A 23827-nucleotide genomic window follows, 5' to 3' on the forward strand; every position below is an offset into this window, starting at 1 on the left:
AATGTGTCAGCTTCAGTTGAGTAGCTCCTACAAAAACAAACCCGGAGGGTAAATGGCTTACAAGTACGTCCCAAGAACGACTGCCGCGCTTGCACTGATGGTTCTGCAACAGAGCGCATATGCACAACAGCCAGCCACAGCCGCTACCGCTGAAGCGACAGGAATGCAGCGCGTCCAGGTCACCGGTAGCCGTATCAACCTGCGACAAGAACAAGTCTCCGGGGTCGGTCCCGTCACCGTGATCGATGCCGACACCATCCAGCGCTCCGGCGCAATCTCGATCGAAACACTTCTGCAGCGGCTTCCTTCATCCGCCGGCACGGCGGGCAGCCAGACCAGCGCGTACTGGACCAGTAACGGCTACGGCACGACACAGGTGAACCTGCGCGGCCTGGGAATCGACCGCACGCTGGTGCTCCTGAACGGTCGTCGCGTCGTGTCGGGCGGAACGGGCGCGAACAGCTCGGTTGACCTGAACATGATTCCCGTCGCGATGATCGAACGGATCGAGGTGCTGAAGGACGGCGCATCTGCCATCTACGGCGCCGATGCAGTGGCCGGCGTCGTCAACATCATCACCAAGAAGGCGATGGACGGCGTCGAAGCGTCGGTCCGTTACGGGAAGACCGAGCGCGGCGACGGCGCCGAGAAGTCGGCGGACATCGTCTGGGGCACCAAAAGCGAGCGCGGTTCGCTGATGGCATCCCTGAACTATTCCGAGAGCGAAGCGGTCAACCTGGCCTCGCGCGCGCCCTGCTCACTGTTCGAGGACGAGGGCGAACTGGTGTGCTCGGGCAGCTCGTCCACCATCGGCGGACGCGCGCGGCTGGCGGATGGCCGCCGGGTCAATTTCAACCAGGACCCGAGCGGCAATCCGCGCGGTTTCGAGACCTACAGCGCGGCCAGGCACGCCTATAACAGCAACCCGTTCCTCAACGCGGTGAACCCGATCAAGCGCGTCGGCGCCAGCGCTTTCGGCAATGTGCGCTTGAACGACAAGGTCGACCTGTTCACAGAGCTCATGTTCACCAACCGCCAGTCCAGGCAGCTTGCAACGCCCGGCGCGATTGGTGTGTACCGGCCGATTGAAATCGCTGCAAGCCATCCCACCAATCCGACCGGTCAGAACCTGACACTCGAGCGGCGCCGCGTGGCCGAAGTCGGCCCGCGCTACTTCTTCCAGGAGACGAACACCTTCCGGGTGCTCGCCGGACTGAAGGGTGAGATCGGGGAAAAATGGGACTGGTCGGCATCCCTCAACTGGGGACGGAACACCGGCGTTGATGGGATGACGAACATCATCAACCTCGATCGTGTCGATGCGACGCTCAACGCCGCAACCTGCGGCAGGGGGCCAACAGCAGCCCCGTGCGGCAACTATCTTGGCTACGGCAACCTCAGCCCGGCGGTCCTCGAATACATCCACTTTACGACCCGCGACCATGGTGGGAACGACCAGAAGAGCTTCAATGCAAGCATCAGTGGCGAGGTGTTCTCTTTGCCAGCTGGGCCGGTGGGTTTCGCATCCGGCTTCGAGTACCGCCAGGAGCGCGGATGGCGCGACCCGGACGCCCTGATCGTGTCGGGCGCCGCTAATACGCCTGCGCAGGCCGCGATCGCCGGCGAGTACAGCGCGCGCGAGGTCTTCGCGGAGCTGGCCGTCCCCTTGCTGGCCAAGCTGCCCCTGGTAGATTCCCTGACGCTGAACGCCGCAGCGCGGTACTCCGACTACAGCCTGTTCGGGTCGCAGGCCACCTACAAGCTCGGTCTCGACTGGCAGGTCATCCCCACCTTGAAAATGCGCGCCAACCGGTCGACCGCATTTCGCGTGCCGAATGTCCCTGAACTGTTCGGCGGTGTCTCCGAGGGTAACCTGACGACGACCGATCCATGCAACAACTGGAATACGTTAGATGCGAACTCCGCGGTCTACAAGAACTGCCAGGCGTCTGGCCTGCCTGCCGGATTCCGGCAATTCGGACCGTCCATTCTGACGACAGGCGGCGGCAACCAGAACCTGAAACCGGAAGAGGCGGACACGTTCACCGTCGGTGCCGTCTGGACGCCGTCGAAGGCATTGACCCTGACGCTCGACTATTTCAACATCAAGATCAACAACGCGATCGAGACCGTCCCCGGCTCGACCAAACTCTCGGTCTGCTACAACTCGCCGGGGCTGGCACACATCTTCTGCGGGCCGCAGAGCTTTACGCGCGATCCGCGTACGGGTGAAATCAACTTCCTGTCGTCCCAGCCCGAGAACGCGGCACAGCAGCGCGTCGCCGGGATTGACCTTGGCGCCATGTACGACTTCAGTCTGTTCGGGTGGTCGTCGTCGGTCACGGCCGATGTCTCCCGTCTCAGCGAGTTCGACGTGACGCCGTTCCCTGGCGGTGAGGTCATCGAGTATGCCGGCAAGATCACGGGCGGCCGGGGCAGCTACGCCAAGTGGCGGTCGACTGCCTCGCTAACCACGTCGAACGGACCATGGTCGGGATCCTATGCGGTGCAGTACATCGGCAAGGCTGACGACATCAACGCTGCCCCAAGCGATATCGGCTCCCGCGCGCCGAGCATCGCCTACCACAACGCCAGCCTGAAATATGCATTCAACAAGGCGGTTGCACTGTCGGTCGGCATCGACAACCTGTTCGACAAACGTCCACCGTATATCCAGAGCTGGACAGACGGGAACACCGACACGATGACCTATGACCTGCTCGGTCGCCGCTGGCACGTTCGCCTCGGCTACAAGTTCTAGGGCATTGGGTAAACACCAGGCAGGCCGCTGCGCGTGCATAATGCGCGGCGGCCGCGCGGTGGACAGTCTGCCCTGTCGGGAAACACAACTCAAACACGAACACTATGCAAATCGCCTTCTGGGTGCGACGCGCCCATAAATGGATCGGACTTGTCATTGGGGTGCAGGCACTGCTCTGGATGATCAGCGGCCTGTACATGGTCGTCGTTCCTCTCGAGGTCGTCCACGGCGACCATCTGGCGCATGTGCCCACCGAACGGCTCAAACCGTCGGCAACCCGCATCACGCAGGCACGCCTGCACGAGCTCTACCCTGGCATTACCTCCCTCCGCATGAAGAGCCTGCTCGGGAAGGAAGCCTACGAAATCAAACAAGGCCAGCAGACCACCCTGGTGGACGCCGCCGACGGCAAAAAGCTCAGCCCGCTCGGCCGGGAGGACGTCGTCGCGCTCGCTGATGCAGCCTATGTCGGCGAAGGCAGCGTCCGCGGCGTCGAGTGGGTCACCAAAGCACCCCAGGAAGTCGGTGCACGACCTGTGCCTCTGTGGGCGGTCCATTACGACGAGCCGGGCAAGACAACGCTGTACTTTTCGCCTTTTACCGGCGACCTCGTCGCGCGGCGTCATGAACTCTGGAGGTGGTTCGATTTCCTGTGGATGTTCCACATCATGGATTACGAAGAACGCGAGAACGTGAACAACACGCTTCTGCGCGTCGCCTCGATCTCCGGGCTGGCGTTCGCGCTGAGCGGAGCCTGGCTGCTCTTCTACAGTTTCACGCGGAGGAAGGCAGTATGAGCCACTGGATGCGATGCCTTCACAAGTGGGTGGGACTGATCCTGGCGATTCAGTTCGTTCTGTGGATGTCCAGCGGGGTCATGATGAGCCTGCTCGAGGCAGACAAAGTGGCCGGACGCGAGTTTCGCGTCAAGCCGCCGGCGCCGCCGGCATGGCCGCGCGATGCCATGAGCACGGATGCGGTGGTGGCCGCCACAAAAGAAAACATCATGACCATCAGTTCCGGCTGGCTGCTCGACCACCCTGTCTACCGGCTGCAAAACGACAAGCGCAGCTGGCTCGTGAGCGCAAGCGACGGAGCCGCCGTCGTGGTCGACGCGCAGCTTGCCGCAAAGATCGCCCGTGCGTCTTACTCCGGTCCCGGTAAAGCTAGCGCGCCGCGGCTTCTTTCATATACGCTGGAAGCCCGCAACCATAAGGAACCGGTCTGGCGCATCGACTTCGATGATGCCGACGAGACGTCGGTCTATGTGTCGAGCAAGTCGGGCGCCGTGCTCGAACATCGGAACAGTACCTGGCGCCTGTTCGACCTGTTCTGGATGCTCCACATCATGGATTACAGCGAGCGGACCAACTTCAACAATCCCTTGCTGGTCGCGAGCGCGATCAGCGGCTTGTGGATGGCCTTGACGGGCGTATGGCTACTGTTCGTCAGCGTGCGCCTGGCAGAGTTCGTCCCCAGCCGCTGGCGTCGAAGCCGGACCGTGAACCTGGTCGACACTAGCGGGAGGCCGCAGCGTTCGATCGATGCCGTACAGGGCGACACGGTGTTCCAGGCGCTTGCCCGTTCCGGCCTGCAGTTGCCGTCCAATTGCGGCGGTGGACAAAGCTGTGGCCTGTGCGAAGTCCGGTGCGTCGGAAATGTACCCGCACCGACAGGCGCCGACCGCGCGCTGCTGTCGCCCGCTAAACTCGAGGCAGGTTACCGTCTGGCCTGCAACCTGCCCGTGAAGCGCAGCCTCGACATCGACGTTGGGGATGCCACGGCCTTAGCCGACGAGCGGACAGGGGTCGTCACCAGCGTCAAACCCTTGTCGCCCTTCCTGCGTGAGATAACGGTGCGTCCGAATGAACCTGTAGCGTGTCGTCCAGGCTCATACGTTCAGGTTCATGTTCCCGCGTACGAGCGCGATGCCAGCCATCTCGAGATTCCTGAGGACCATCATGAGGACTGGCGGACTGCGGGCACCCTGGCAGCACTTGCGAACGATGCGCCGGTTCGCCGTTCGTATTCGGTGGCAGTGCCGCTCGAGCGCTGCGACGGGCAACTGACTTTCCTCGTGCGCTTCGTACCTGGCCCAAGGCCGGGCAGGGGATCCGGCTACATGTACACGCTAAAGGCCGGCGATGAGCTGCGCTTCAGCGGCCCGTTTGGCGATTTCGCGCTGAAGACCGGAGCACGTGAAAAGGTGTTCATCGGTGGCGGCGCCGGTATGGCGCCGCTGCGCGCGATGATCCACGAGTTGCTGGCAAAGGGCGCTACGGAGCATATCCACTTCTGGTATGGCGCGCGCAGCCGCCGCGATGCTCCTTACGTGGACGAGATGCGTGGCTTTGCGTTGAATTATCCAAACTTCCACTGGCATTTGGTGCTGTCAGATGAAGTCGAAGAAGCTGACATTCGGGTCGGATTCGCACATGAAGCTGTACTGAACGGTCTGCTGCGGACGCACCCGGATGTCACGTCCTTGGAGTTCTATGTCTGCGGTCCGCCGGCGATGCTGTCCGCTACCCGCGCGATGTTGCGCGATTTGGGTGTGCACGACGAGCACGTCGCGTACGACGATTTTAAGATTTGATGGCTCGGAACTTCAGAACGTCGAGAAATCTGTCGCACAAGTAGAACGGCACAAACTTCGTCAAGTGAACCGTGCGGACCGACGTTACTTTGATGAGAGGCCAGTACTCATTGATAATGATCTGGCGAGATTTTGTGAAACGCGCAAGGGGTGACACCCCTTGCGCGCCTCAGTACTGCGGTCTCCCAGAGGCGGTATTACTTTGCCTTCCGCGATGACCAGTGCACGTGTACGATCGTCCAGTTATCGCCATTCTTCTCGAGGACTGCCGTCTCGGTTCCAAATGCGTGGACCGGCTTTCCACGCGCGGTTCCCGTTGTTTCGGTTTCCTCCCACACGATCGCCGTTTTGCCATCGATACGTTCGGTCTGCTTCAACACCTTGCGGGTCGCGCTCTTCGCGAACTCCATGTCACCACCGAGATGGTGGCCGGCATATTCTTCACGCGAGCGTTCCACATAGCCAGATTCATAGATCGTGATCTCAGGTGCGAGCAGACTGGTTGCCTTTGCCTTGTCACCATTGGAAAGGGCCGCATGGAACGCGGCCAGGGTTTCTTTCGGCGTTGCCGCCAGGCTGCTAGCCGAGGATGCGAATAGCGCTGCTGCGAGGAGAGCTCCTACCGTGAATTGCAATCTCATTGTTATTCCTTTTAGGTTGAAATGTGTCACGACGCCATTGGCGGTGAGGTCGAACTCAAGATGGCGGCTGCTACGATGACTGCGAGCAGAATGACCGCCTCGATCTGAAGGACAAGCGCGAACTTGTGAGTGGTAGCTCGGTCAGTTGCTCCGGTTCTGCGGAGCTGTGCCAACAGGGCAGGCATGACGATGAAGCGATTCATACCTCCGAGCGCTGCGGCGGCAGAAACCAGGCCGACCTTGATGAGCAACACGGTTCCATATGGATTACCGAAAACCTGATCTGGACTTCCGAGTCCACGCCATGCGCTCAGGATGCCGGTGACGAAGATGCCGATTAACGCGACGGTTGCCGAGGTCGAGAGCGCCTCGACGTAGCGCGCACACTCAGTACGGTTTGCCTGTCCAGCGGCAGGCTCGGCGCGCAGCACGATCAACCCGGCGACGATCACTTCGCCCACCCAGAGACTGATCAAGACGAGGTGAACCCAGTCGACTGCGACTGCCCAGGTGAAATCCCCCCCGGCGCCGGCATGGCTGACGATGCTGCGGCTGTACAGGAACAGTGCGAGCGCGCCGAGCCGCAATATGGAAGCCAGTCGGAGTCCGCGCCTCCCGGAAGCCACTGCAGTAGTGATTCCGGCCACGATCAGTGCCCCAGCGCCAAGCATCCAGGCATAGCCGTAGTGTGTTGCCGTGATAACGGACTGTACTGCAGGGAAGGCCTCTGCAACCGGCACCTCCGCCATCGACGCTCCCTCGAGCCACAGCATCACAACATATGTCACGATGGCCACCGCAAAACAGGCAAGCATCGCCTTGCGCAAACGGGGCAGCATGCCGGTTGCCCAAGGCGAGCTCGCCCTGGACAGCCAGAGGGACGCGGCCCCCGCACCCAGGAGCGTGGCGACCGACAGGTTGAGGACGACGGTCGCGGCCCGCTGGATCAATGCCAAGTCTGATTCCATGTCACTTTACCCGGAAAGCGAACTCACCTTTGACCTTGTGTCCATCGCGCGTGACCGTACTCCACTGGACGCGATATGCGCCCGAATGCAAGGCCGGAACAGTTGCGACTAATATTTTGGGGTTGGCAGCATCGAGCACCTTCTTCGAGGGCTCGACGACCGCGCCTTTCTCGTCGATCAGCTTGACTTTGCTGAACGGCAACTCCACCTGCTCGTTGAATTGCAGGCGCACCTGCGTTGGGGCCGGGGTGACGACGGCATTAGCTTGGGGCATGGATGCCTCAAGTTTCGCATGGGCGAGGGCGGCGGAAGTGAAGACACATCCGAAGGCAGCCACCGCTGCAACCACAAGGTTCTTTGCTTTCATTTGATTCTCCGGTTGAGGCCCCGAGTCCGTTGACTGAGGGGCCGGTCGATAGTTTTGCTTATTGGGCCGTGGCCAGCTGGACGATCGTCACAGCGCCATTGACGCGATCGGCCGCGAACTTGACCTTGTTGCCGACCTTAACCTGGTCGAGCATGGCTGGATCCTTGACGCGGAAGACCATGGTCATCGCGGCCATGTTGAGGTTTTTCAGCTCACCGTGACGCAGCGTGATCTTGCCGGCTTCCTTGTCGATCTTTTTGACTTCGCCATCTGTCAGTTCGGCAGGCGCCGCAGCCTGGCTGCCCGAGTGCACGGCATGCGCGTCGTGGGAACCGTGGCTACCGTGCCCGCTTTCCTGTGCAGTCGCGATGGAAGCAGCGGCGCTCATAGCGATGGCGATCGTCAGTTTCGAAAATGCGTTCATGGTATTTCCTTTCGTTCGTTCAAAGTCGGTTAGTTGTAGTGCTTGAAAACCTTGGTGCTGCCGTTGGCCTGTACCAGCAAGACGTCGTACGGGTCCTTGCGCGGTCCTTCCATTCCAGGCGAGCCGAGCGGCATCGCCGGCACGGCCAGGCCCTTCGCCTTTGGTTTCTGTGCGAGCAAGCGCTTGATGTCGCTGGCAGGGACATGGCCTTCGATGGCGTAGCCCTGGACCATGCCGGTATGGCAGGAGCCGAGCTTGTCCGGGATACCGCCACGTTGCCGGTAATCCGAAGGGTTCTCGACATTGACGACACGCGTGGCGAAGCCATTCGCTTTCAGGTGCTCGACCCAGGCGCCGCAGCAGCCGCAGGATTCGGTCTTGAACACCTCGATGATGGGGGCGGCAGCCATCGCAAATACGGGCGTGAATAACGCAGCTGCGAGTGCAACCTGGCTGAATAATCGTCGCTTCATGAGACAGTCCTTTCGTACCTGGTCGGTACCCGAGTGGTACCTGAGTTGATGACGTATTTTGGTTAGTGATGACCTTGGTGGCCAGTCGGCTTACGAACGGTTACCTCGATGTCTGCAGGTTTCACGGCGGGCATGGCCTGGCCGCCAGCCGTCTGGCTGCGCACGGCCGCCGGCGGCTCTCCCTTCCACTCGTAGGCAACCGTGCCTGCCGGGTGCTTGTACCAGCCGGGATCCTTGTAGTCGCCCGGCTTCTGGTCCTTGCGCACTTTCAGAACCGTGAACATCCCGCCCATTTCGACGCCGCCGAAAGGCCCCTGTCCCGTCATCATCGGCAAGGTGTTTTCCGGGATCGGCATCTCCATGTCGCCCATGGAGCCGCCTTTGTCGCCCATGACCATGTAGTCCGGGATCAGCTTGGTGATCTTCTCGGCGACACCGCGGTGGTCCACGCCGATCAGCGTCGGGACGTCGTGTCCCATGGCGTTCATCGTGTGGTGCGACTTGTGGCAATGGAAGGCCCAGTCGCCCGGTTCGTCGGCGACAAACTCGATGGCGCGCATCTGGCCTACCGCGACGTCGGTCGTGACCTCGGGCCAGCGCGACTCGGGCCGGGTCCAGCCGCCGTCGGTGCCGGTCACTTCGAACTCGTGTCCGTGCAGGTGGATCGGGTGGTTCGTCATTGTCAGGTTGCCGGTCCGGATGCGCACGCGGTCGCCCTGGCGGACGTTCATCGTGTCGATACCAGGGAAGACGCGGCTATTGAAGGTCCAGATATTAAAGTCGAGCATCTCGTTGACCCGCGGTGTATAGCTGCCGGGCTCGATGTCGTAGGCGTTCAGCAGGAAGACGAAGTCCCGGTCCACCGCGTGGTGCTTCGGATTCTTCGGGTGGGTCACCCAGAACCCCATCATCCCCATCGCCATCTGCACCATCTCGTCGGCATGTGGGTGGTACATGAAGGTGCCAGGGCGCCGTGCCACGAACTCGTAGACGAAGGTCTTGCCCGGCTGGATGCCGGGCTGGTTCAGGCCCGTGACCCCGTCCATGCCGTTCGGCAGGCGCTGGCCATGCCAGTGGATGCTCGTGTGCTCCGGCAGGCGGTTGGTGACAAAAATGCGGACGCGGTCGCCCTCGACCACTTCGATGGTCGGCCCCGGGCTCTGGCCGTTGTAGCCCCACAGGTTGGCTTTCATGCCAGGGGCGATTTCACGCACCACCGGCTCGGCAATCAAGTGGAACTCCTTGACGCCATTGTTCATGCGCCAGGGGAGCGACCAGCCGTTCAGGGTGACAACCGGGTTGTACGGGCGGCCGTTAGGAGGCAGCAGCGGTGGCTGCGTCGCCGCGGTGGTCATGATCGGCGCCTCCGGCAGCGTGGCGGCGCCTGCACGGCTTACCAGCCCGGCACCGACCAACGCTGCGGCACCGGTGAAGAAATCTCTACGAGAACTCATATTGCTCATTCCTTGTTCAATGTTCGGGGGCTGCTTCGGCAGAGGAGCTTGATGCCAGCGAGACGGAAGACCCTCCGCTTCCGCTGATGGCAGCCTGCAGATCGGTTTCGGCGATCCAGTAATCGCGCTGCGCTTCGATGGCAGCGTTCACGCCGGTAACCTGGGCGCGTGCATCGGCCAGCAGCTCGAAGACACTCATCAGCATGCCGTTGTAGCGGAGCAGGGTCTCTTCGGAGATCTTTTTCTGGAGTGGGACGACTTCGTCGCGATAGTGCCTGGCGACGTCGTACGTGGTCCGGTAGGCCGAATAGGCTTCGCGCACCTGGGAGCGGGCGACGGTGGCGGTATCGGCCGTGCGGTGCACCGACTGCATGTAGAGCGCCTCGGCCTTGGCGGTGCGTGCGCCGCCCCAGTCGAAGATGGGCAGGGCCAGCTCGATCTCGTAGCCGTTCTCGCGCGGGGAGCCCGACTTGCTCGCGTTGGCGTAGCCGGCGTCGAGGACGTTGACGAATCCAGTCGCTTTTGTCAGCCCCAGGGCGCGCGCCGTCGCCTCCGTGCCCAGCTTGGCCAAGCGCACGTCGAGGCGCTGCTGCATTGCGGTCGCCTCGATATTGGCGGCATCGCGCGGAGTTGCCGGCAGTTCCGGGAGCTTGTCCGGGAGCTGGAAAGCCGTGTTGGTTCCCCAAACGCCCATCAGCCGTGTGAGCTGCTCGCGAGCGGCCGTTGCATTGTGGCGTGCTCGAGCGAGCTGCGCTGTTGACTCGGCGGAGAAGGCTTGCTCGCGTGCCTGGTCGAGGGCGCTGAGGTTTCCGACCTTGGCCATGCGCTGCGCTAGTTCGGCACTTGCCTGAGCTGCGTCGCGGACCTGTTCCGCGTAACGCGCCGCCTGCACAGCCGCCACGGCGTTGAAGTAAGCCTTGCGTGTGTCGGCAGCCAGGCGAACCGCTTCAGTAGCCGCGACGAGCTTGGCGCTTTGGAAGCGGCGCGATTCGATATCCCGGCGCAGTGGAATGGTGACCAGACCGACCAGGTCGATCATGACGCTGCGCTCGATCTCGGTCTCTCCGCCGCCCGACATGCGCCCGAAACTGAAGCTTGGGTTGCTCATGCGGCCCGCCTGCACGAGGTCGGCCTCGGCTACACCCAAGTTGGCGAGCGAGGCGCGCAGGCCCCGATTGTTAAGAAGGGCGATACGTACGGCACTGTCGGCCGACAGCGGCTGCTTCAGGATTTCAGCAAGCTCAGCCTGCGCAGGCTCGCTATCGCCAGTTGCTTTCGAGAGGCGGATGTCCTGGCCTGTGCGCTCGGCCGTCAAAGTCGAGACTGCGTCGAGGCCGCCGTCCTTCGAGAAGGTAGCGCAACCGCTCAGAACAAGGACCGCAACGCCTGCAGCAATGGCACGCAGTGAAGGAATTGGTGGCTTTATTGTCATTGGTGCCTTGGCTTAATGATCTTTGCTGTGGTCGGCAGCAGGCTGAACAGCTGGCTTGGCAGCGGGTGCCGGCGCCGCATGTCCGGCGTGTGCGTGGCTGCTGGCTGGCGCGGGGTTGGTCCCGTGCGCGGCGCCGTGCCCGGCATGCCCGGGGCCTCCGGCTACGGTGTCGTTTGCGGTTCGCCAGACCTTGTCAGGCGTAACATCGCTCTCTTGCGGCCGAGGCAGGGAAGCGCTCGTGAAGGCGGATTCGTACAGTGCGGGCGGAACGGCAACGCGTGGATCTGCCGGGTCAGGCGCGTGGTGGGATTGCTGGGCCAGTGCGGAAACAGGCACAGCCAGCAGGGCGCCAATAGTGGCGACCCAAAGCTTGAGTTTCATTGTCAGTCCTCAAAATCGGAAACGGGCGTGCGTACGCACGCGCTGATGCTCAAGAGGCGCAACACCGGCGGCTGCAAACAGCCGGGTCAGCTCTTGTTTCGATTAAGCGGATTGGTGCCGGGGAGGCCGCCGGGGGCCATCCTGGACGAAGCCCACAACAAACGCGGCAGGCGAGGGGAGAACGACGTCGGAGCCGTCGAATGTAGGAACAGTAAGATCAGTTGAAGGTGGTGCGACTGCGCCGAGGCAGAAAGCCGAACAGGAACTGCAGGAAGTGTGTGGTTGCTTCTCGATATCCGGGGCAAGTGAATCGGCTGTAGCGGTCAAATCGACCACATGGCCTGCATGCTCCGCGCCATGGTGAGCATGTCCCTCAGTCATGTCTTCCTGGTGAGGCACACCAGTGACAATCGGTTCTTGCATCTGCTGGTGGACCGGCGAGCAAGACATGCCAAGGCTGCCAGCGACCGCGTTGAGCGGTAGCACGGCAATCAACAGCCAGAGCAGGAATGTCTTGAGAGTGCGGGTCATGGTCGGGCGGAGTATAGCACGACAATTTTCGGCCAGTCATGGGGCTTAAGGCGGATTAAAGGCAGCATGCACGCAGGCCAGGACCAACATCGAAAGCATTGGGGATGCAGATGCATCAATGTCAACATAGGGTGCGTTAGCGCACAGCAGACACGTATTGAATCCTCACAGAATCGGCACGGACGTGCTGCATTTGTGTGTTCCTGCGGCACGCTGACCAATTTGAACAAGGAGATCAAGATGAAAAACGTACAGGCACGTATCGCTCTGGTTGCAGGGGCAGTTGCACTCGCATTTGGCGCTGCGGGAAGCGCGTTCGCCCAGTCCGGCCAGCATGGCCAACATGCCCAGCATGGAACTGCCGCTGCCACAACGTCGCAGCCAGGTAACATGTCTCATCAGGAAATGATGAAGACCATGCAGGACATGCATCAGAAAATGTCGACCATGTCGATGACGGGCGATCACGACCACGATTTTGCAATGATGATGCGTTCCCATCACCAGGCCGGCATCGATATGGCGAAAGCACAGCTAAAGAACGGCAAAGACCCGCAGATGCAGCAGATGGCAAAGAAGATCATTGCCGATCAAACGAAGGAAATCCAGAAGCTTGATCAGTGGATGGCCAAGCACCATCCGTCGAACAAGTAAGCAGTTGCTTTGAACCCGGGGTGCCGAGCGCGGAAAAACCTTTCGCAGCGGCCCCTCAATTCGGTCGCTGCATGGTCTGCATCGTTTGCCCATTCGTATCGTGTAGCGGAACGTCGGGCGAAGGAGTTAGAGTTTTTGCATGGCTGCGCTCCTACGCAAAATTGTCTGGTGCACGTTTTGTTTGATGATCGCATATCACGGGTATGCGACCGCAGCCGTTACGTGCCCTACGATGACAGTCGAGATTGGAGCCGGAACCGGCGATTGCGCTGAAATGGCGGGCGAGGCCGCTGAAAACGAGGATGGCAGTTGCTGCCACGGCGAGCGGCTTTGCTGTTCGGACGCAGCCGTGGCGTACGCTCCCGTTCCCGTATTGCCATTATTCATCACCTCATCCATCCCACCGGAACATTGGCTTTCTCCACGAGCCGAGTTTTCCAGTCACATTCCCGCAGTTCTTCACCCGCCCCCTCGTGCCTGACTCGACGGCGCCTTATCGACTCCGGATCCGTCGTGGGACCGGGGGCGGGGCATTGCCGCCACGAGCGCAATCCCCTGCCCGATGACCCAACAAGCCCGCATTCGCGCGCGGGCATTGCCGCCATCGCTCAGGGGACGCCGTCGACGTGGCCCACGTCCTCGCACGTAAACCCGTTGATACTCATTTAAGGAGCGAACCATGGAAACCGCAGCCAAGAAACTGAACCGCACCTCTGTATTCGATCAATCCCGGGCAGTGATCCGCAACACTGCACTGGGTCTGAGCGCGCTGGTCGCCAGCGCTGGCGTAGCATATGCCGACGGGCCAGGTAGGGGCAACACCGCGCAGTTCGAGAGAAACTACCTGGTCTTCATCATCAACCATCACTATTCGGCGCTACGCATTACCGAGCTCGCTGCCGGTACTGATCCGGTGCGCGATGCGCAGGTCGTTGCCCCGCAAGAAGGTACATCGCCGACACCCGGGTTCAGCGCGACTCCGCCCAAGGCGACCGATGACGAAATCAGGTCGATGGCCCGCATGGGAAACCGCGAACAGCGCGAGGAAATAGGCCGTGCCCAGCGCTTTTTACAGGAATGGTATGGAGTCCACTATCATCCCCAGCTCACCGCCGAGGGACGTCGGATGATCGCTACCCTGGAGGCCGCGCCTGCCGGCGCACAGTTCAACCAGGCCTTCCTGCGGACTTTCAGCAGCCACCACTTCAGTGCACTGGCGCCGAGTGTGCACTGCATGGTCAAGAGCGATCTTAATCATGACGGACTGCGCCGGTACTGCGAGAACATCGTGATCGTTCAGAAGAACGGGATTAATGACATGCGGGAAATGCTGTGCAAACAGTATTCTGACTGCGGCTTCGTTCCAATGAATGGCGACAGGCGTAAGGATAACGAGCTATAAGCACCATACGGGTACGGGGCTGGAACGGTTGGCACAAGCGTTCCAGCCTGTTCGGTTTCAGGTCTCTGCGGCTGGCCATACGTCGTCACGGGACGGCCGAACGATGCGTATGCACGCTTGACCTTACTACCATAGGAAGGTCTAAATTGGGTTCTGTCCACGGCCATGGAACGTCGGCAGAGATCGAACATTTCCTTGATTGTGAGACGGAGCGACCAGACCAGGCCATCGGGGCCCGGGGTTATTCGGCGTGAAGGACATACCTATATCTTTGTCGGAGCCACTATGAAACACGAGTCGCACAAGCTTCCTGACCACCAGCACGGAAACCATGGTCACCATTCCCGTTCTGGACACACGCCCGGGGAAATGAAGGCAGGTGATGGATCGGGCGACCTGACGTCGGTGTTCGCTGAGAAACCACACACCGACCCGGTATGCGGGATGAAAGTCGCGGATAAGGAAGATCGGCGGATCGAGCACGAGGGTAGCGTTTATCACTTCTGCAGCCCAAAGTGTATGGACAAATTCCGCGCCAACCCGGCAGCCTATCTGGAGGCAAATGACACGCCTGTGTCTGCTGAAGCACCGGCGGGAACGATCTATACCTGTCCCATGCACCCCGAGATCCAACAGCCCACGCCCGGGAACTGCCCGAAGTGCGGCATGGCATTGGAACCCATGATGCCCTCGCTAGAGGACGAGGATAACCCTGAGCTGGCTGATTTTCGGCGCCGGTTTCGCTGGACCTTGCCGTTGACGATCACCGTCACCCTGCTTGCCATGGCAGGGCACCGCATTTTCAGTGGCGGGCTGGCGTATCAAAGCTGGATTGAGCTCGTCCTCAGTACACCGGTCGTGCTTTGGGCCGGCTGGCCATTCTTCCTCCGGGGTGCCCAGTCGATCAGGAACCGCAGCCCCAACATGTGGACTCTGATCAGTCTCGGAGTGAGCGCCGCCTATGGGTACAGCGTCGTCGCGACCCTCGCGCCCGGATTGTTCCCTGCGACGTTCGCCGAGCACGGCCGTATTGGCGTCTACTACGAGGCAGCCGCGGTGATCGTATCGTTGACCCTGCTGGGCCAGATCCTGGAGCTGCGCGCCCGCTCACAGACCTCGGCAGCAATCAAATCCTTGCTTGGCCTCGCGCCCAAAACAGCCCGCCGCATACGCTCGGACGGAACCGAGGAAGATGTCGAGCTTTCGCATGTCCATATCGGCGACCTGCTGCGCGTGCGGCCTGGCGAAAAGGTGCCGGCCGACGGCACCGTCGTCGAGGGCGAAAGCGCAGTGGACGAAGCGATGCTTACCGGCGAACCGCTACCGGTGACGAAGCGGCCGGGGGACAAGGTCATCGGTGCGACGATCAATGCTAGCGGCAGCCTGATCATTCGCTCCGAACGAGTAGGATCTCAGACGATGCTCTCCCAGATTGTTCAAATGGTGGCTCAGGCTCAGCGCTCCCGGGCACCCATGCAGCGGCTGGCGGACGTTGTGGCCGGCTATTTCGTGCTCGTGGTTGTCGTTATCGCACTGCTTACCTTGTTCGGTTGGGGCCTACTCGGGCCCGAACCCAGCTGGGTCTACGGATTCGTCAATGCCGTCGCGGTCCTGATCATCGCATGCCCCTGTGCGCTCGGCCTGGCAACGCCGATGTCGATCATGGCGGCGACAGGGCGTGCTGCCACCCAGGGTGTCCTGTTCCGGGACGCCGCAGCGATCGAAGCGATGCGCAAGGTCGATACCATCATCGTCGACAAGACAGGCACGCTCACGGAAGGCAAGCCAGCCTTTGACCGCGCCATTCCTGCCGCCGGATTCCAGGAGGAAGATGTTCTTCAGGTCGCAGCCAGTATCGACCAGGGTAGCGAACATCCGCTGGCCCATGCGATCGTCGCCGAGGCCCGCCGGCGCAACCTCGCCTTGGACAAGCCTGAAACCTTCGAGTCCTCAAGCGGTATTGGCGTGCGAGGAAAGTTGAAGGGGCAGCAAGTAGCCCTGGGCAATACGGCACTCATGGATATCGAGAAGGTCGACTGGAAGCCCTTGCAGCCTGCTGCGGAAGACCTTCGCCAAGTGGGCGCAAGCGTCATGTACCTGGCGTTGCAAGGCAAGCTCGTCGGGCTCATCGCCGTGTCCGACCCGGTCAAGCAGACTACCCCCGAAGCTTTGGCAACGCTTCGTGACGCGGGAATGACGGTTGTGATGGCAACGGGTGACGGTGTCACCACCGCGAAAGCGGTCGCGGCGAAGCTGGGTATCGCTGAGGTATATGGCGAGGTCAAGCCCCGAGATAAACTGGCCCTGGTAGAGCGGTTGCAACAGCAGGGACGGGTCGTGGCAATGGCCGGCGATGGCATCAACGACGCACCGGCACTTGCGAAAGCCAATGTTGGCATCGCGATGGGGACGGGGACCGATGTTGCGATCAACTCTGCACACGTTACCCTGATCAAAGGCGACCTGCGGGCGATTGCACGGTCCCGCCTCTTGTCACTCGAGACCGTGCGTAACATGCGGCAGAACCTTGGCTTCGCATTCGTCTACAACGCACTTGGGATTCCGCTCGCCGCGGGCGTTCTGTATCCTTTCACCGGGCAGCTGCTGTCGCCGATGATCGCTGCCCTGGCGATGAGCCTGAGCTCGGTATCGGTGATCGGGAACGCGTTACGGCTGCGTGGAACGGCGGGCGGGACGAACGAACCGGGATAAGTCTGGCAGGGCAGGTCTCTGGCCTGTCCCGGAGGTATGCGAAAATGCGTGGCTCCGCAAACAGAGGCCCTTCGCGATTGCAGGCTGCTCTTGCTTTGTTTGTGACGAACTGCGCTGCGGGGCTCATCTTATTCTTCGCACATAGACCATGAATGTTGTCGTCACACGTGAAACGCTCGACCTTGTCGCCTTTGTCGGTGCCATTTTTGCCCTCGTCGCGCTTGGCTGTGTCGTGTACTGGGAAGTGCAGCGGCGGCGGCAACGGCGGCGTCAGATTGCACGCGCGGAATCCGCCGGCCGAAGAAGCAAGAAACGGGCGCGAGCCAAGAGGTAAGCAGGGCTCCGGATGCGACACGAGTTCCAGGGACCCGTGGTCCGGAGCGCCACAGGCGCCGGCGCCTGGCTCGTCTGGCAAAGGTCAGGGAGATGCATGTCGACCGTCGCGGCCGCCTGATCATCGACCAAATTACCCGACTGCCTTGGTGAGGTGTTCGTAAAGGATAAGCGAGCCAACAACGATCAGCACCAGGCCGCCAAGCAGCTCCGCGCGCTTGCCGATCACCGACCCGATGCCGCGACCGACCATGACGCCGATCGTGACCATCGTGAAGGTTGCCAGGCCGATCGCGGAAGCGACTATCCAGATATTGGCATCGATGAAGGCCAGGCCGACGCCGACTGCCATGGCATCGATGCTGGTGGCGAAACCGGTCATCGCCAGCACCCAGAATGTGTGCGACTCAGGCCTGGTTTCTTCTGCGTCGGGCGCCGACATGCCCTCGCGAACCATTTTCAAACCCAGGACCAGAAGCAGGGTGAAGGCGATCCAGTGGTCCCAGGCGGACACGTACGGCGCCGCCACCGTGCCGAGGGCCCAACCGACCACGGGAGTCAGGCATTCGATCACGCCGAAAATGAGGCCGGTCCGCAGGGCTTCCTTGATCTGCGCGCGTTGGAGTGCCGCCCCCTTGCTGACGGCGGCCGCGAAGGCGTCGGTGGACATGGCGAGGGCGAGGGCAGCGATAGCAGCGGAATTCATGGGCGCTTTCAGGTCGGGCTAACGCAAAGGCATAGCTGCGCGGCCCGACGTGGCGCGCAGGTATGCCAATGGTCTTGCCAACCGAAACGGCTGCCCGTACCACGGCGACTGCGCCGAGTATGTTGATACGGGAACTTCCAGGGCGGAAGCAGGCTACTCCCCAAAGGACGGCGGGACTATACCTGACCCAGGGGGCAAACTCAACCACCAATTACATCTGCTGGAAGCTATGTTGGTCACCTGCAAGCATCTGAGGTTCGCCATGCCTAATCGATAGGACGCCGTAGGGATGCGCATAAATGCCAGGTTCGGTCTATGGTCAGGTTCCGGATCAGTCAATGCCCCCCCGTTTTGCTGGCTCGTCGCACGTGTCCGCAGTGCCAAGCGCATGGAGAATTTCGCATGCGCCTGTGGTGTCGGTGACGACGCAACGGCTCCTGAGCTCCCTGAGCTGCGTCTCCAATATCGACAGGTTTGCTATACGGTCGACGATGTGCCTGATGTGTTTGTCGAGGAGCGCGTTGACGCCCTCGCAGTTTTGTCCGGGGGCGTCGCGAAAATCGAGCAGCGTACGGACCTCGTCGAGTGTCATGTCCAGGGCGCGGCAATGCCGGATGAACAGCAAGCGCTCGGCATGAAGCTCGGTATAGGCCCGATAATTGTTCGACGACCGGTCCGGCGGGGCAAGCAGGCCAATCCGTTCATAGTAGCGAATAGTTTCGACCAAGCAGCCTGAGCGTTCCGCCAATTCGCCAATTTTCAAGAGAAACCCCGGTACGTTAGTCTAGTGCTTGACCCTGTACCCGCTACAGGGTGTTTAATGCAAACTATATATAGTTCTCAAGGAGTCGTCATGTCGGAATGCCAGGCCAAGTCATGTTGCGCAAAGTCTGCGCCAATCGAGACCGCGGCGACCTCGCCTGCAGCCCAAGACCGTTCGCTGCTCATTCGCATCGATCAAATGGACTGCCCGACGGAAGAGGGCCTGCTGAGGCAAGCGCTGGGGCGCATCGCAGGGGTCGGAACACTGGAGTTCAATCTAGTCCAGCGCAGGTTGCGGGTGGAGCACAGCCTCGATGACTCAGCGGCGATTCTTGCAGCAGTACGTGCGGTCGGCATGGAACCGGTGGTTGAACAGGCAGATGAGAAAAACGGGTCAGCGGCAGGCACTGTTTTCCGCATCGAGAACATGGATTGCCCCACCGAGGAGGCACTCATCCGTAGCAAGCTGTCCGGGCTGCCGCAAGTCGAACAGCTCGACTTCAATCTCGTCCAGCGCCGTTTGAGCGTCAGACACAGCGGGCCAGTAACGGCGATCCAGGATGCACTGACGTCCATCGGCATGCAGGCGGTGCTCGTTGGGGCTGCACAAGGACGAGCCGAGGCGGCGGAGCCCACCTCCCGAAAGCGGCAGTATGCGATCCTCGGGTTTGGGTTGGCCGCGGCGATCGGTGCCGAAATCCTTGCATGGATGACGGGCGATGAGAACTCGTGGCCGGTGATCCTGCTGTCGCTGCTTGCGATTGCGACGACGGGCCTGGGGGTGTACAAGAAGGGCTGGATCGCACTCAAGAACCGCAATCTCAACATCAATGCCCTGATGTCGATCGCAGTGACCGGTGCCGTGCTGATCGGTCAGTGGCCGGAAGCGGCAATGGTGATGGTGCTGTTCGCGGTTGCCGAGATGATCGAGGCGCGTTCGCTCGATCGGGCGAGAAACGCCATCCAGGGCCTGATGGCATTGACGCCCGACCGGGTCAGCGTACGCCTGGACGACGGTAGCTGGAGCGAACAGGACGCCACCACGGTCGCGATCGGCGCCTTGGCCCGTGTTGCGCCCGGCGAGCGGATTGCCCTGGATGGGGAAGTGACCTCTGGCCAGTCTTCCGTCAATCAGGCGCCAATCACGGGCGAGAGCATGCCGGTACCAAAAATGATGGGCGACAAGGTGTTCGCCGGCACGATCAACGAAACCGGTTCCTTTGAATACCGCGTCACCGCCGGTCACAGCAACTCGACCCTGTCGCGCATCATCCGCGCGGTCGAGGATGCGCAGGGCAGCCGCGCCCCGACCCAGCGTTTCGTCGACCGTTTCTCCAGCATCTACACGCCTATCGTATTCGCCATCGCGCTTGCCGTTGCCCTCGTGCCGCCGCTCATGCTGGGCGCCGAATGGATGCCCTGGATCTACAAGGCACTCGTGCTGCTCGTGATTGCCTGCCCCTGCGCCCTGGTGATCTCGACCCCCGTGACTGTCGTCAGCGGCCTGGCTGCCGCAGCACGCGCCGGCATCCTCATCAAAGGCGGCGTGTACCTGGAGCAGGGCGGCAAACTGCGCTCGCTCGCGCTCGACAAGACCGGTACGATCACCCAGGGCAAACCCAAGGTGACGGACGTGTTGCCCCTGCAAGGCGATGCACAGACCCATCTGCAGCTCGCGGCCGCGCTCGCGGACCGGTCCGACCACCCGGTATCGACCGCAGTAAGCCGCCACTGGCAACACTCAGGCCTGGACCTCTCCCTCGCTGCCGTGACCGAGTTCGAGGCGCTGACCGGCCGTGGCACGAAAGGGCGAATCGACGGCAAGTGGTATTACCTGGGCAATCACCGCCTGGTCGAAGAGCTTGGCATCTGCAGCGCCGCTACGGAAAGTGCCCTCTCCCGGCTGGAAGGTGAAGGCAAGACTGCGGTCGTCCTGTGCGATGACGCGTCGCCACTGCTGGTCATTGGGGTAGCCGATACCATCCGTGAAACCAGCCGCGAGGCGATCGCCCAGCTACACCAGCTCGGCATCCGGACGATCATGCTCACCGGCGACAATGGGGTGACGGCAACGGCCATCGCACGCCAGGTCGGCATCGACGACGCCCGGGGAAACATGCTGCCGGAGGACAAACTCGCGGCCGTGAGCGACGAAATTGCGCGATACGGCATTATCGGCATGGTTGGCGACGGCATCAACGACGCGCCGGCACTGGCGAAGGCCGATATTGGGTTTGCAATGGGCGCCGCAGGCACGGACACCGCCATCGAAACGGCCGACGTGGCGCTGATGGACGACGACCTGCGCAAGATTCCCCAGTTCATCCGCTTGAGCAGGCAGGCCGCCGCCATCCTGAAGCAGAATATTCTCGCAGCCCTGACGATCAAGGCAGTGTTCCTGGTCCTGGCGATCGCCGGTTCGGCCACCCTGTGGATGGCCGTGTTTGCGGACATGGGCGCAAGCTTGCTCGTTGTCTTCAACGGGCTTCGTCTGCTTAAAGTACGGGAAGCACGCAGCCAGGTTAGCGGTCAGGCAGGCACCGGCTCCAAAAGTCGGACGTTGCGAGCCGGCTGAGCTACGTGCTAGCCGCGTTCCCGCCAGTCGACATCGGTGGCCCGACGCGCAGATCGGTCGCAAGCCGGCCTGCGTTATGCCATCCACGGTAGACCAACTCAGCCTGTGAGCTCATCCCTTCAGGGGTAATTCAATGGTTGCAGGGCCCGCTCCACCAGCTCGATCAGGATATGGATGACCTTGATATGGAGCTCCTGCACCCGATCAGCGTAGCGTCCAGCACTTGTGCAGATGCAGATGTCGGCACATTGCTCGAGCTGCGATCCCGGCCGTCCAGTCAGCCCGACCACCCTCATCCCCTTGGCACGGGCTGCTTGCGCAGCAAGGACAACGGACGCGCTGCTCCCGCTCGTGCTGATTGCGAACAGGACGTCGCCAGCGCTGCCGTTGCCCTCGACGAACCGGGCGAAGACTTGGTCGTATCCATAGTCATTGGCGACGCAGGTAATGTAGCTCGGGTCGCTGATCGCCACCGCCGCCATTGCGGGACGATTCTCGCGGAACCGTCCTGACAACTCTTCAGCCAGGTGCATTGCGTCGCACATCGAGCCGCCGTTCCCACACGAGATGACACGCCGCCCGCTGCGCAGCGAATCGATGAGGAGGGCGGCCCCCGCCTCGACATTTGCGAGCTGGGCGTCATCGTTGATGAGGTGATCGAGCGCTTCCCGTGCCTCGACGAGGTTTGCCCTGATATGTTCGATCATTGCTTTTCTCCCTCATGTTCACGGTGGCCAGGATGTTCGGCATGTTCGGCATGGTCGTGACCTGCGGCCGGACCGAAAATATGTCCCTCGATTGCCTGCTCGCACGGCGTCGTCTCGACCTGGACGGTAGCGTGATGTATGTCGTACTTGCTCGCAATCAGCTGGCGGATGGCCATCAACAGCGCTTGCGGATCGGCGACGTCGTCACTCTGGACGACGTGGACCGTCAGACTGGCTTTGCCGCTTGTAATCGACCAGACATGCAGGTCGTGCACACTGGCCACACCCGGCACGCCGGCGATCGCTTCGTTAATCTCGTCGATACCGAGCCCCTCGGGGACGCCTTCGAGCAGCACATTCATGCTTGCCTTAAGCAGCGTCCAAGTGCGCGGCAGCACCCACAGCCCGATGCCCACAGCAATCACCGAATCGACCCAGGCCCAGCCGGTGTAGCGGATCACGAGGGCGCCGATGATGACGCCGATCGACCCGAGCATGTCGCTCCATACCTCCAGGTAGGCTCCCTTGACGTTCAGGCTGCTGTCCTTGCCGCTCGATAGCAGCCGCATGCTGATGAGGTTAACGACCAGGCCAAAGGCAGCAACCAGGAGCATCGTTCCCGACTGGATTTCAGGCGGGTTGCCCAGGCGCTGGTACGCTTCGTACAATATGTACGTCGCCACCAGGAGAAGCAGGATGGCATTGAGTGCGGCCGCGAGGATCTCGAAGCGGTAGTACCCGAAGGTACGCGCGCTGTCGGCCGGCCGCCTGCCAATGCGGATCGCTGCCAGCGAGATCGCCAGCGCGGCGCTGTCGGTGAACATGTGCGCCGCATCCGAAATCAGTGCGAGGCTGTTGGTGAGAATGCCTCCGATAATTTCGGCTACGAGAAACGCCGTGGTGAGGATGAGCGCGATCCAGAGCGGTCGTTCGCTCTGGCCGGGCAGTGCTGCATGAGAGTGTCCTGAACCCATCGTTTTCCCCTTATGTAGTGATTATGGTTGTCCTGCTGGTGACAGAAGCGAGGAGATCTCGTATGTCGAGATACCCTGCCGTGTTCTGGACCGCGATATCCGCTGACCGCCTCGCCTGAGGGGGCGTGCACTACTTTCGCCTTGCCTTCGGTTTGGAGCGCTTTCGCGGTTTCGTCCCTGCAGGATTGTTTCGATCCTTGTACTTTAGCCAACCGAAAAACACCATGATTACTCCGAACAGGACTAAACCGCCAATTCCGATAACCTCGACCAGATGGTCGTGTATCGCGTCAGCGGGTTGTTGTTGCAGCTTCATTCATCGCCTCCTTTGAATATCAATGGACGCACTGTCCGTTCAACCGCCATTTAATCCAGCGCCCGCCCCAGATAAATCACCGTACGCGCACAAAGCATCAGTACGATAGCAAGACCGGCAAGCGCATCCAGCCTTCCTGCATCGGCGCCCAGATCACCAAAGGCGACACAGAGAGCAGCTACAGTTGGTACTGCAGACAGCAGCGCATCTACCCGGTCGCTTCCGTGGCCGCCATGAACAGACCAGCGCGTTAGCGCAGCAGTAGTGCCTGCGGCGACTGCTCCCGGTGCCGCAAAGCCCGCCATCGCCATGGCATCGAGAGACTCGGCGTGAAACAGGCCGTGCGCTCCCTGCGCAGTCACGCATATGGCGAGCACCAGGCAGCACGTCCAAAGGATGAGCTGAACGGCTGAGAACATCGCGTCGCCGGCTCCGGACCGGGTCTGCTCGTCGGCCATCTCTTTCGAGTACAGCCGAAATCCGATACTGGCCACGTGATGCGAGGCTGCTCCCATCAGGATGACGCTTTCAAGAACGATTCCTCCAGTCGCGCAGCTCACAAGAGCTACCCCGTGCGCAGCCAGGTCCAGCTTGACAAATCGGCGGGTGCTTCGAGAACACCGGCCACGGTTGTCTCGACCCATTTCGTCCTCCTTGG

At 61.4% G+C, this 23827-nt stretch carries 19 protein-coding genes and 1 riboswitch; of the genes, 7 read left to right on the forward strand and 12 right to left on the reverse strand.

The annotated features are described in order from the left end of the window. The first annotated feature begins 52 nt into the window (after positions 1–52). The 3 genes from NRS07_RS19420 to NRS07_RS19430 all read left to right on the forward strand — a co-directional run bounded on the left by NRS07_RS19420 (position 53) and on the right by NRS07_RS19430 (position 5357). The gene (locus NRS07_RS19420; RefSeq protein ID WP_259213823.1) at positions 53–2761 is read left to right on the forward strand and encodes a TonB-dependent receptor; all 2709 of its coding nucleotides are present in this window, start codon (positions 53–55) and stop codon (positions 2759–2761) included. A gap of 104 nt (positions 2762–2865) precedes the next feature. Continuing rightward, positions 2866–3558, forward strand: coding sequence for a PepSY domain-containing protein (locus NRS07_RS19425; RefSeq protein WP_259213825.1), 693 nt, complete (start codon positions 2866–2868; stop codon positions 3556–3558). Beyond that, positions 3555–5357: a 2Fe-2S iron-sulfur cluster-binding protein gene (locus tag NRS07_RS19430; protein WP_259213827.1), complete on the forward strand. Its 1803-nt coding sequence runs from the start codon at positions 3555–3557 to the stop codon at positions 5355–5357. Before NRS07_RS19425 ends, NRS07_RS19430 begins: the two co-directional genes overlap by 4 nt. Before the next feature lie 197 nt (positions 5358–5554). Here NRS07_RS19430 and NRS07_RS19435 read toward each other — a convergent pair whose 3' ends face one another. From NRS07_RS19435 to NRS07_RS19465, 7 genes are all read right to left on the reverse strand, one after another. Beyond that, a complete protein-coding gene (locus NRS07_RS19435; protein WP_259213829.1) occupies positions 5555–5998 on the reverse strand; it encodes a nuclear transport factor 2 family protein in 444 nt (147 codons plus the stop codon). 26 nt (positions 5999–6024) lie between these two features. Beyond that, positions 6025–6954: a copper resistance D family protein gene (locus NRS07_RS19440; RefSeq protein WP_259213831.1), complete on the reverse strand. Its 930-nt coding sequence runs from the start codon at positions 6952–6954 to the stop codon at positions 6025–6027. 13 nt (positions 6955–6967) lie between these two features. Continuing rightward, the gene (copC, locus tag NRS07_RS19445) at positions 6968–7333 is read right to left on the reverse strand and encodes a copper homeostasis periplasmic binding protein CopC (protein WP_259213833.1); all 366 of its coding nucleotides are present in this window, start codon (positions 7331–7333) and stop codon (positions 6968–6970) included. A gap of 58 nt (positions 7334–7391) precedes the next feature. Next, positions 7392–7757, reverse strand: coding sequence for a copper-binding protein (locus NRS07_RS19450; RefSeq protein ID WP_259213834.1), 366 nt, complete (start codon positions 7755–7757; stop codon positions 7392–7394). A 29-nt stretch (positions 7758–7786) separates the two neighbouring features. Then, complete coding sequence (locus NRS07_RS19455) at positions 7787–8230, reverse strand: DUF411 domain-containing protein (RefSeq protein ID WP_259213835.1); 444 nt, start codon at positions 8228–8230, stop codon at positions 7787–7789. A 62-nt stretch (positions 8231–8292) separates the two neighbouring features. Then, the gene (locus NRS07_RS19460; RefSeq protein ID WP_147935917.1) at positions 8293–9684 is read right to left on the reverse strand and encodes a multicopper oxidase family protein; all 1392 of its coding nucleotides are present in this window, start codon (positions 9682–9684) and stop codon (positions 8293–8295) included. A gap of 16 nt (positions 9685–9700) precedes the next feature. After that, complete coding sequence (locus NRS07_RS19465; protein ID WP_259213840.1) at positions 9701–11116, reverse strand: TolC family protein; 1416 nt, start codon at positions 11114–11116, stop codon at positions 9701–9703. 1152 nt (positions 11117–12268) lie between these two features. On the opposite strand from NRS07_RS19465, the gene NRS07_RS19470 reads away from it, so the two are divergent. The 3 genes from NRS07_RS19470 to NRS07_RS19480 all read left to right on the forward strand — a co-directional run bounded on the left by NRS07_RS19470 (position 12269) and on the right by NRS07_RS19480 (position 16796). Further along, complete coding sequence (locus NRS07_RS19470) at positions 12269–12682, forward strand: DUF305 domain-containing protein (protein WP_259213478.1); 414 nt, start codon at positions 12269–12271, stop codon at positions 12680–12682. 679 nt (positions 12683–13361) lie between these two features. Further along, positions 13362–14084: a DUF305 domain-containing protein gene (locus tag NRS07_RS19475; protein WP_259213480.1), complete on the forward strand. Its 723-nt coding sequence runs from the start codon at positions 13362–13364 to the stop codon at positions 14082–14084. A 369-nt stretch (positions 14085–14453) separates the two neighbouring features. Further along, positions 14454–16796 (forward strand): heavy metal translocating P-type ATPase, encoded by a 2343-nt coding sequence (locus NRS07_RS19480; RefSeq protein ID WP_259213843.1) that lies wholly within the window; start codon positions 14454–14456, stop codon positions 16794–16796. 466 nt (positions 16797–17262) lie between these two features. Here the strand turns inward: NRS07_RS19480 and mntP are convergent, their stop codons facing one another. Both mntP and cadR read right to left on the reverse strand, forming a co-directional pair. Beyond that, the gene (gene mntP, locus NRS07_RS19485) at positions 17263–17835 is read right to left on the reverse strand and encodes a manganese efflux pump MntP (RefSeq protein ID WP_259213486.1); all 573 of its coding nucleotides are present in this window, start codon (positions 17833–17835) and stop codon (positions 17263–17265) included. A 7-nt stretch (positions 17836–17842) separates the two neighbouring features. Beyond that, positions 17843–18010, reverse strand: a riboswitch (yybP-ykoY riboswitch). A gap of 156 nt (positions 18011–18166) precedes the next feature. Then, positions 18167–18598: a Cd(II)/Pb(II)-responsive transcriptional regulator gene (cadR, locus tag NRS07_RS19490; protein ID WP_259213494.1), complete on the reverse strand. Its 432-nt coding sequence runs from the start codon at positions 18596–18598 to the stop codon at positions 18167–18169. A gap of 90 nt (positions 18599–18688) precedes the next feature. Between cadR and NRS07_RS19495 the strand changes: the two genes are divergently transcribed. Beyond that, on the forward strand, positions 18689–21172 hold the full coding sequence (locus NRS07_RS19495; protein ID WP_259213495.1) for a heavy metal translocating P-type ATPase: 2484 nt from the start codon (positions 18689–18691) through the stop codon (positions 21170–21172). 119 nt (positions 21173–21291) lie between these two features. Here the strand turns inward: NRS07_RS19495 and NRS07_RS19500 are convergent, their stop codons facing one another. From NRS07_RS19500 to NRS07_RS19510, 3 genes are all read right to left on the reverse strand, one after another. Further along, positions 21292–21879, reverse strand: coding sequence for an SIS domain-containing protein (locus NRS07_RS19500; RefSeq protein WP_259213496.1), 588 nt, complete (start codon positions 21877–21879; stop codon positions 21292–21294). After that, positions 21876–22853, reverse strand: coding sequence for a cation diffusion facilitator family transporter (locus NRS07_RS19505; RefSeq protein WP_259213498.1), 978 nt, complete (start codon positions 22851–22853; stop codon positions 21876–21878). The genes NRS07_RS19500 and NRS07_RS19505 overlap by 4 nt, the downstream gene beginning before the upstream one ends. A 366-nt stretch (positions 22854–23219) precedes the next feature. Next, entirely contained in the window at positions 23220–23813 is a 594-nt protein-coding gene (locus NRS07_RS19510) for a hypothetical protein (RefSeq protein WP_259213499.1), read from the reverse strand. Positions 23814–23827 lie beyond the last annotated feature (14 nt).

Source organism: Massilia sp. H6 (genome assembly GCF_024802625.1).
Taxonomy (GTDB): domain Bacteria; phylum Pseudomonadota; class Gammaproteobacteria; order Burkholderiales; family Burkholderiaceae_D; genus Telluria.

Coding starts and splice junctions, on each gene's coding strand:
- NRS07_RS19435 (WP_259213829.1), bottom strand. CDS start 5,998: ATGAGATTGCAATTCACGGTAGGAGCTCTCCTCGCAGCAGCGCTATTC.
- NRS07_RS19465 (WP_259213840.1), bottom strand. CDS start 11,116: ATGACAATAAAGCCACCAATTCCTTCACTGCGTGCCATTGCTGCAGGC.
- NRS07_RS19480 (WP_259213843.1), top strand. CDS start 14,454: ATGAAGGCAGGTGATGGATCGGGCGACCTGACGTCGGTGTTCGCTGAG.
- NRS07_RS19470 (WP_259213478.1), top strand. CDS start 12,269: ATGAAAAACGTACAGGCACGTATCGCTCTGGTTGCAGGGGCAGTTGCA.
- NRS07_RS19495 (WP_259213495.1), top strand. CDS start 18,689: ATGTCGGAATGCCAGGCCAAGTCATGTTGCGCAAAGTCTGCGCCAATC.
- NRS07_RS19430 (WP_259213827.1), top strand. CDS start 3,555: ATGAGCCACTGGATGCGATGCCTTCACAAGTGGGTGGGACTGATCCTG.
- NRS07_RS19425 (WP_259213825.1), top strand. CDS start 2,866: ATGCAAATCGCCTTCTGGGTGCGACGCGCCCATAAATGGATCGGACTT.
- NRS07_RS19510 (WP_259213499.1), bottom strand. CDS start 23,813: ATGGGTCGAGACAACCGTGGCCGGTGTTCTCGAAGCACCCGCCGATTT.
- NRS07_RS19500 (WP_259213496.1), bottom strand. CDS start 21,879: ATGATCGAACATATCAGGGCAAACCTCGTCGAGGCACGGGAAGCGCTC.
- NRS07_RS19455 (WP_259213835.1), bottom strand. CDS start 8,230: ATGAAGCGACGATTATTCAGCCAGGTTGCACTCGCAGCTGCGTTATTC.
- NRS07_RS19450 (WP_259213834.1), bottom strand. CDS start 7,757: ATGAACGCATTTTCGAAACTGACGATCGCCATCGCTATGAGCGCCGCT.
- copC (WP_259213833.1), bottom strand. CDS start 7,333: ATGAAAGCAAAGAACCTTGTGGTTGCAGCGGTGGCTGCCTTCGGATGT.
- NRS07_RS19420 (WP_259213823.1), top strand. CDS start 53: ATGGCTTACAAGTACGTCCCAAGAACGACTGCCGCGCTTGCACTGATG.
- mntP (WP_259213486.1), bottom strand. CDS start 17,835: ATGAATTCCGCTGCTATCGCTGCCCTCGCCCTCGCCATGTCCACCGAC.
- NRS07_RS19460 (WP_147935917.1), bottom strand. CDS start 9,684: ATGAGTTCTCGTAGAGATTTCTTCACCGGTGCCGCAGCGTTGGTCGGT.
- NRS07_RS19505 (WP_259213498.1), bottom strand. CDS start 22,853: ATGGGTTCAGGACACTCTCATGCAGCACTGCCCGGCCAGAGCGAACGA.
- NRS07_RS19475 (WP_259213480.1), top strand. CDS start 13,362: ATGGAAACCGCAGCCAAGAAACTGAACCGCACCTCTGTATTCGATCAA.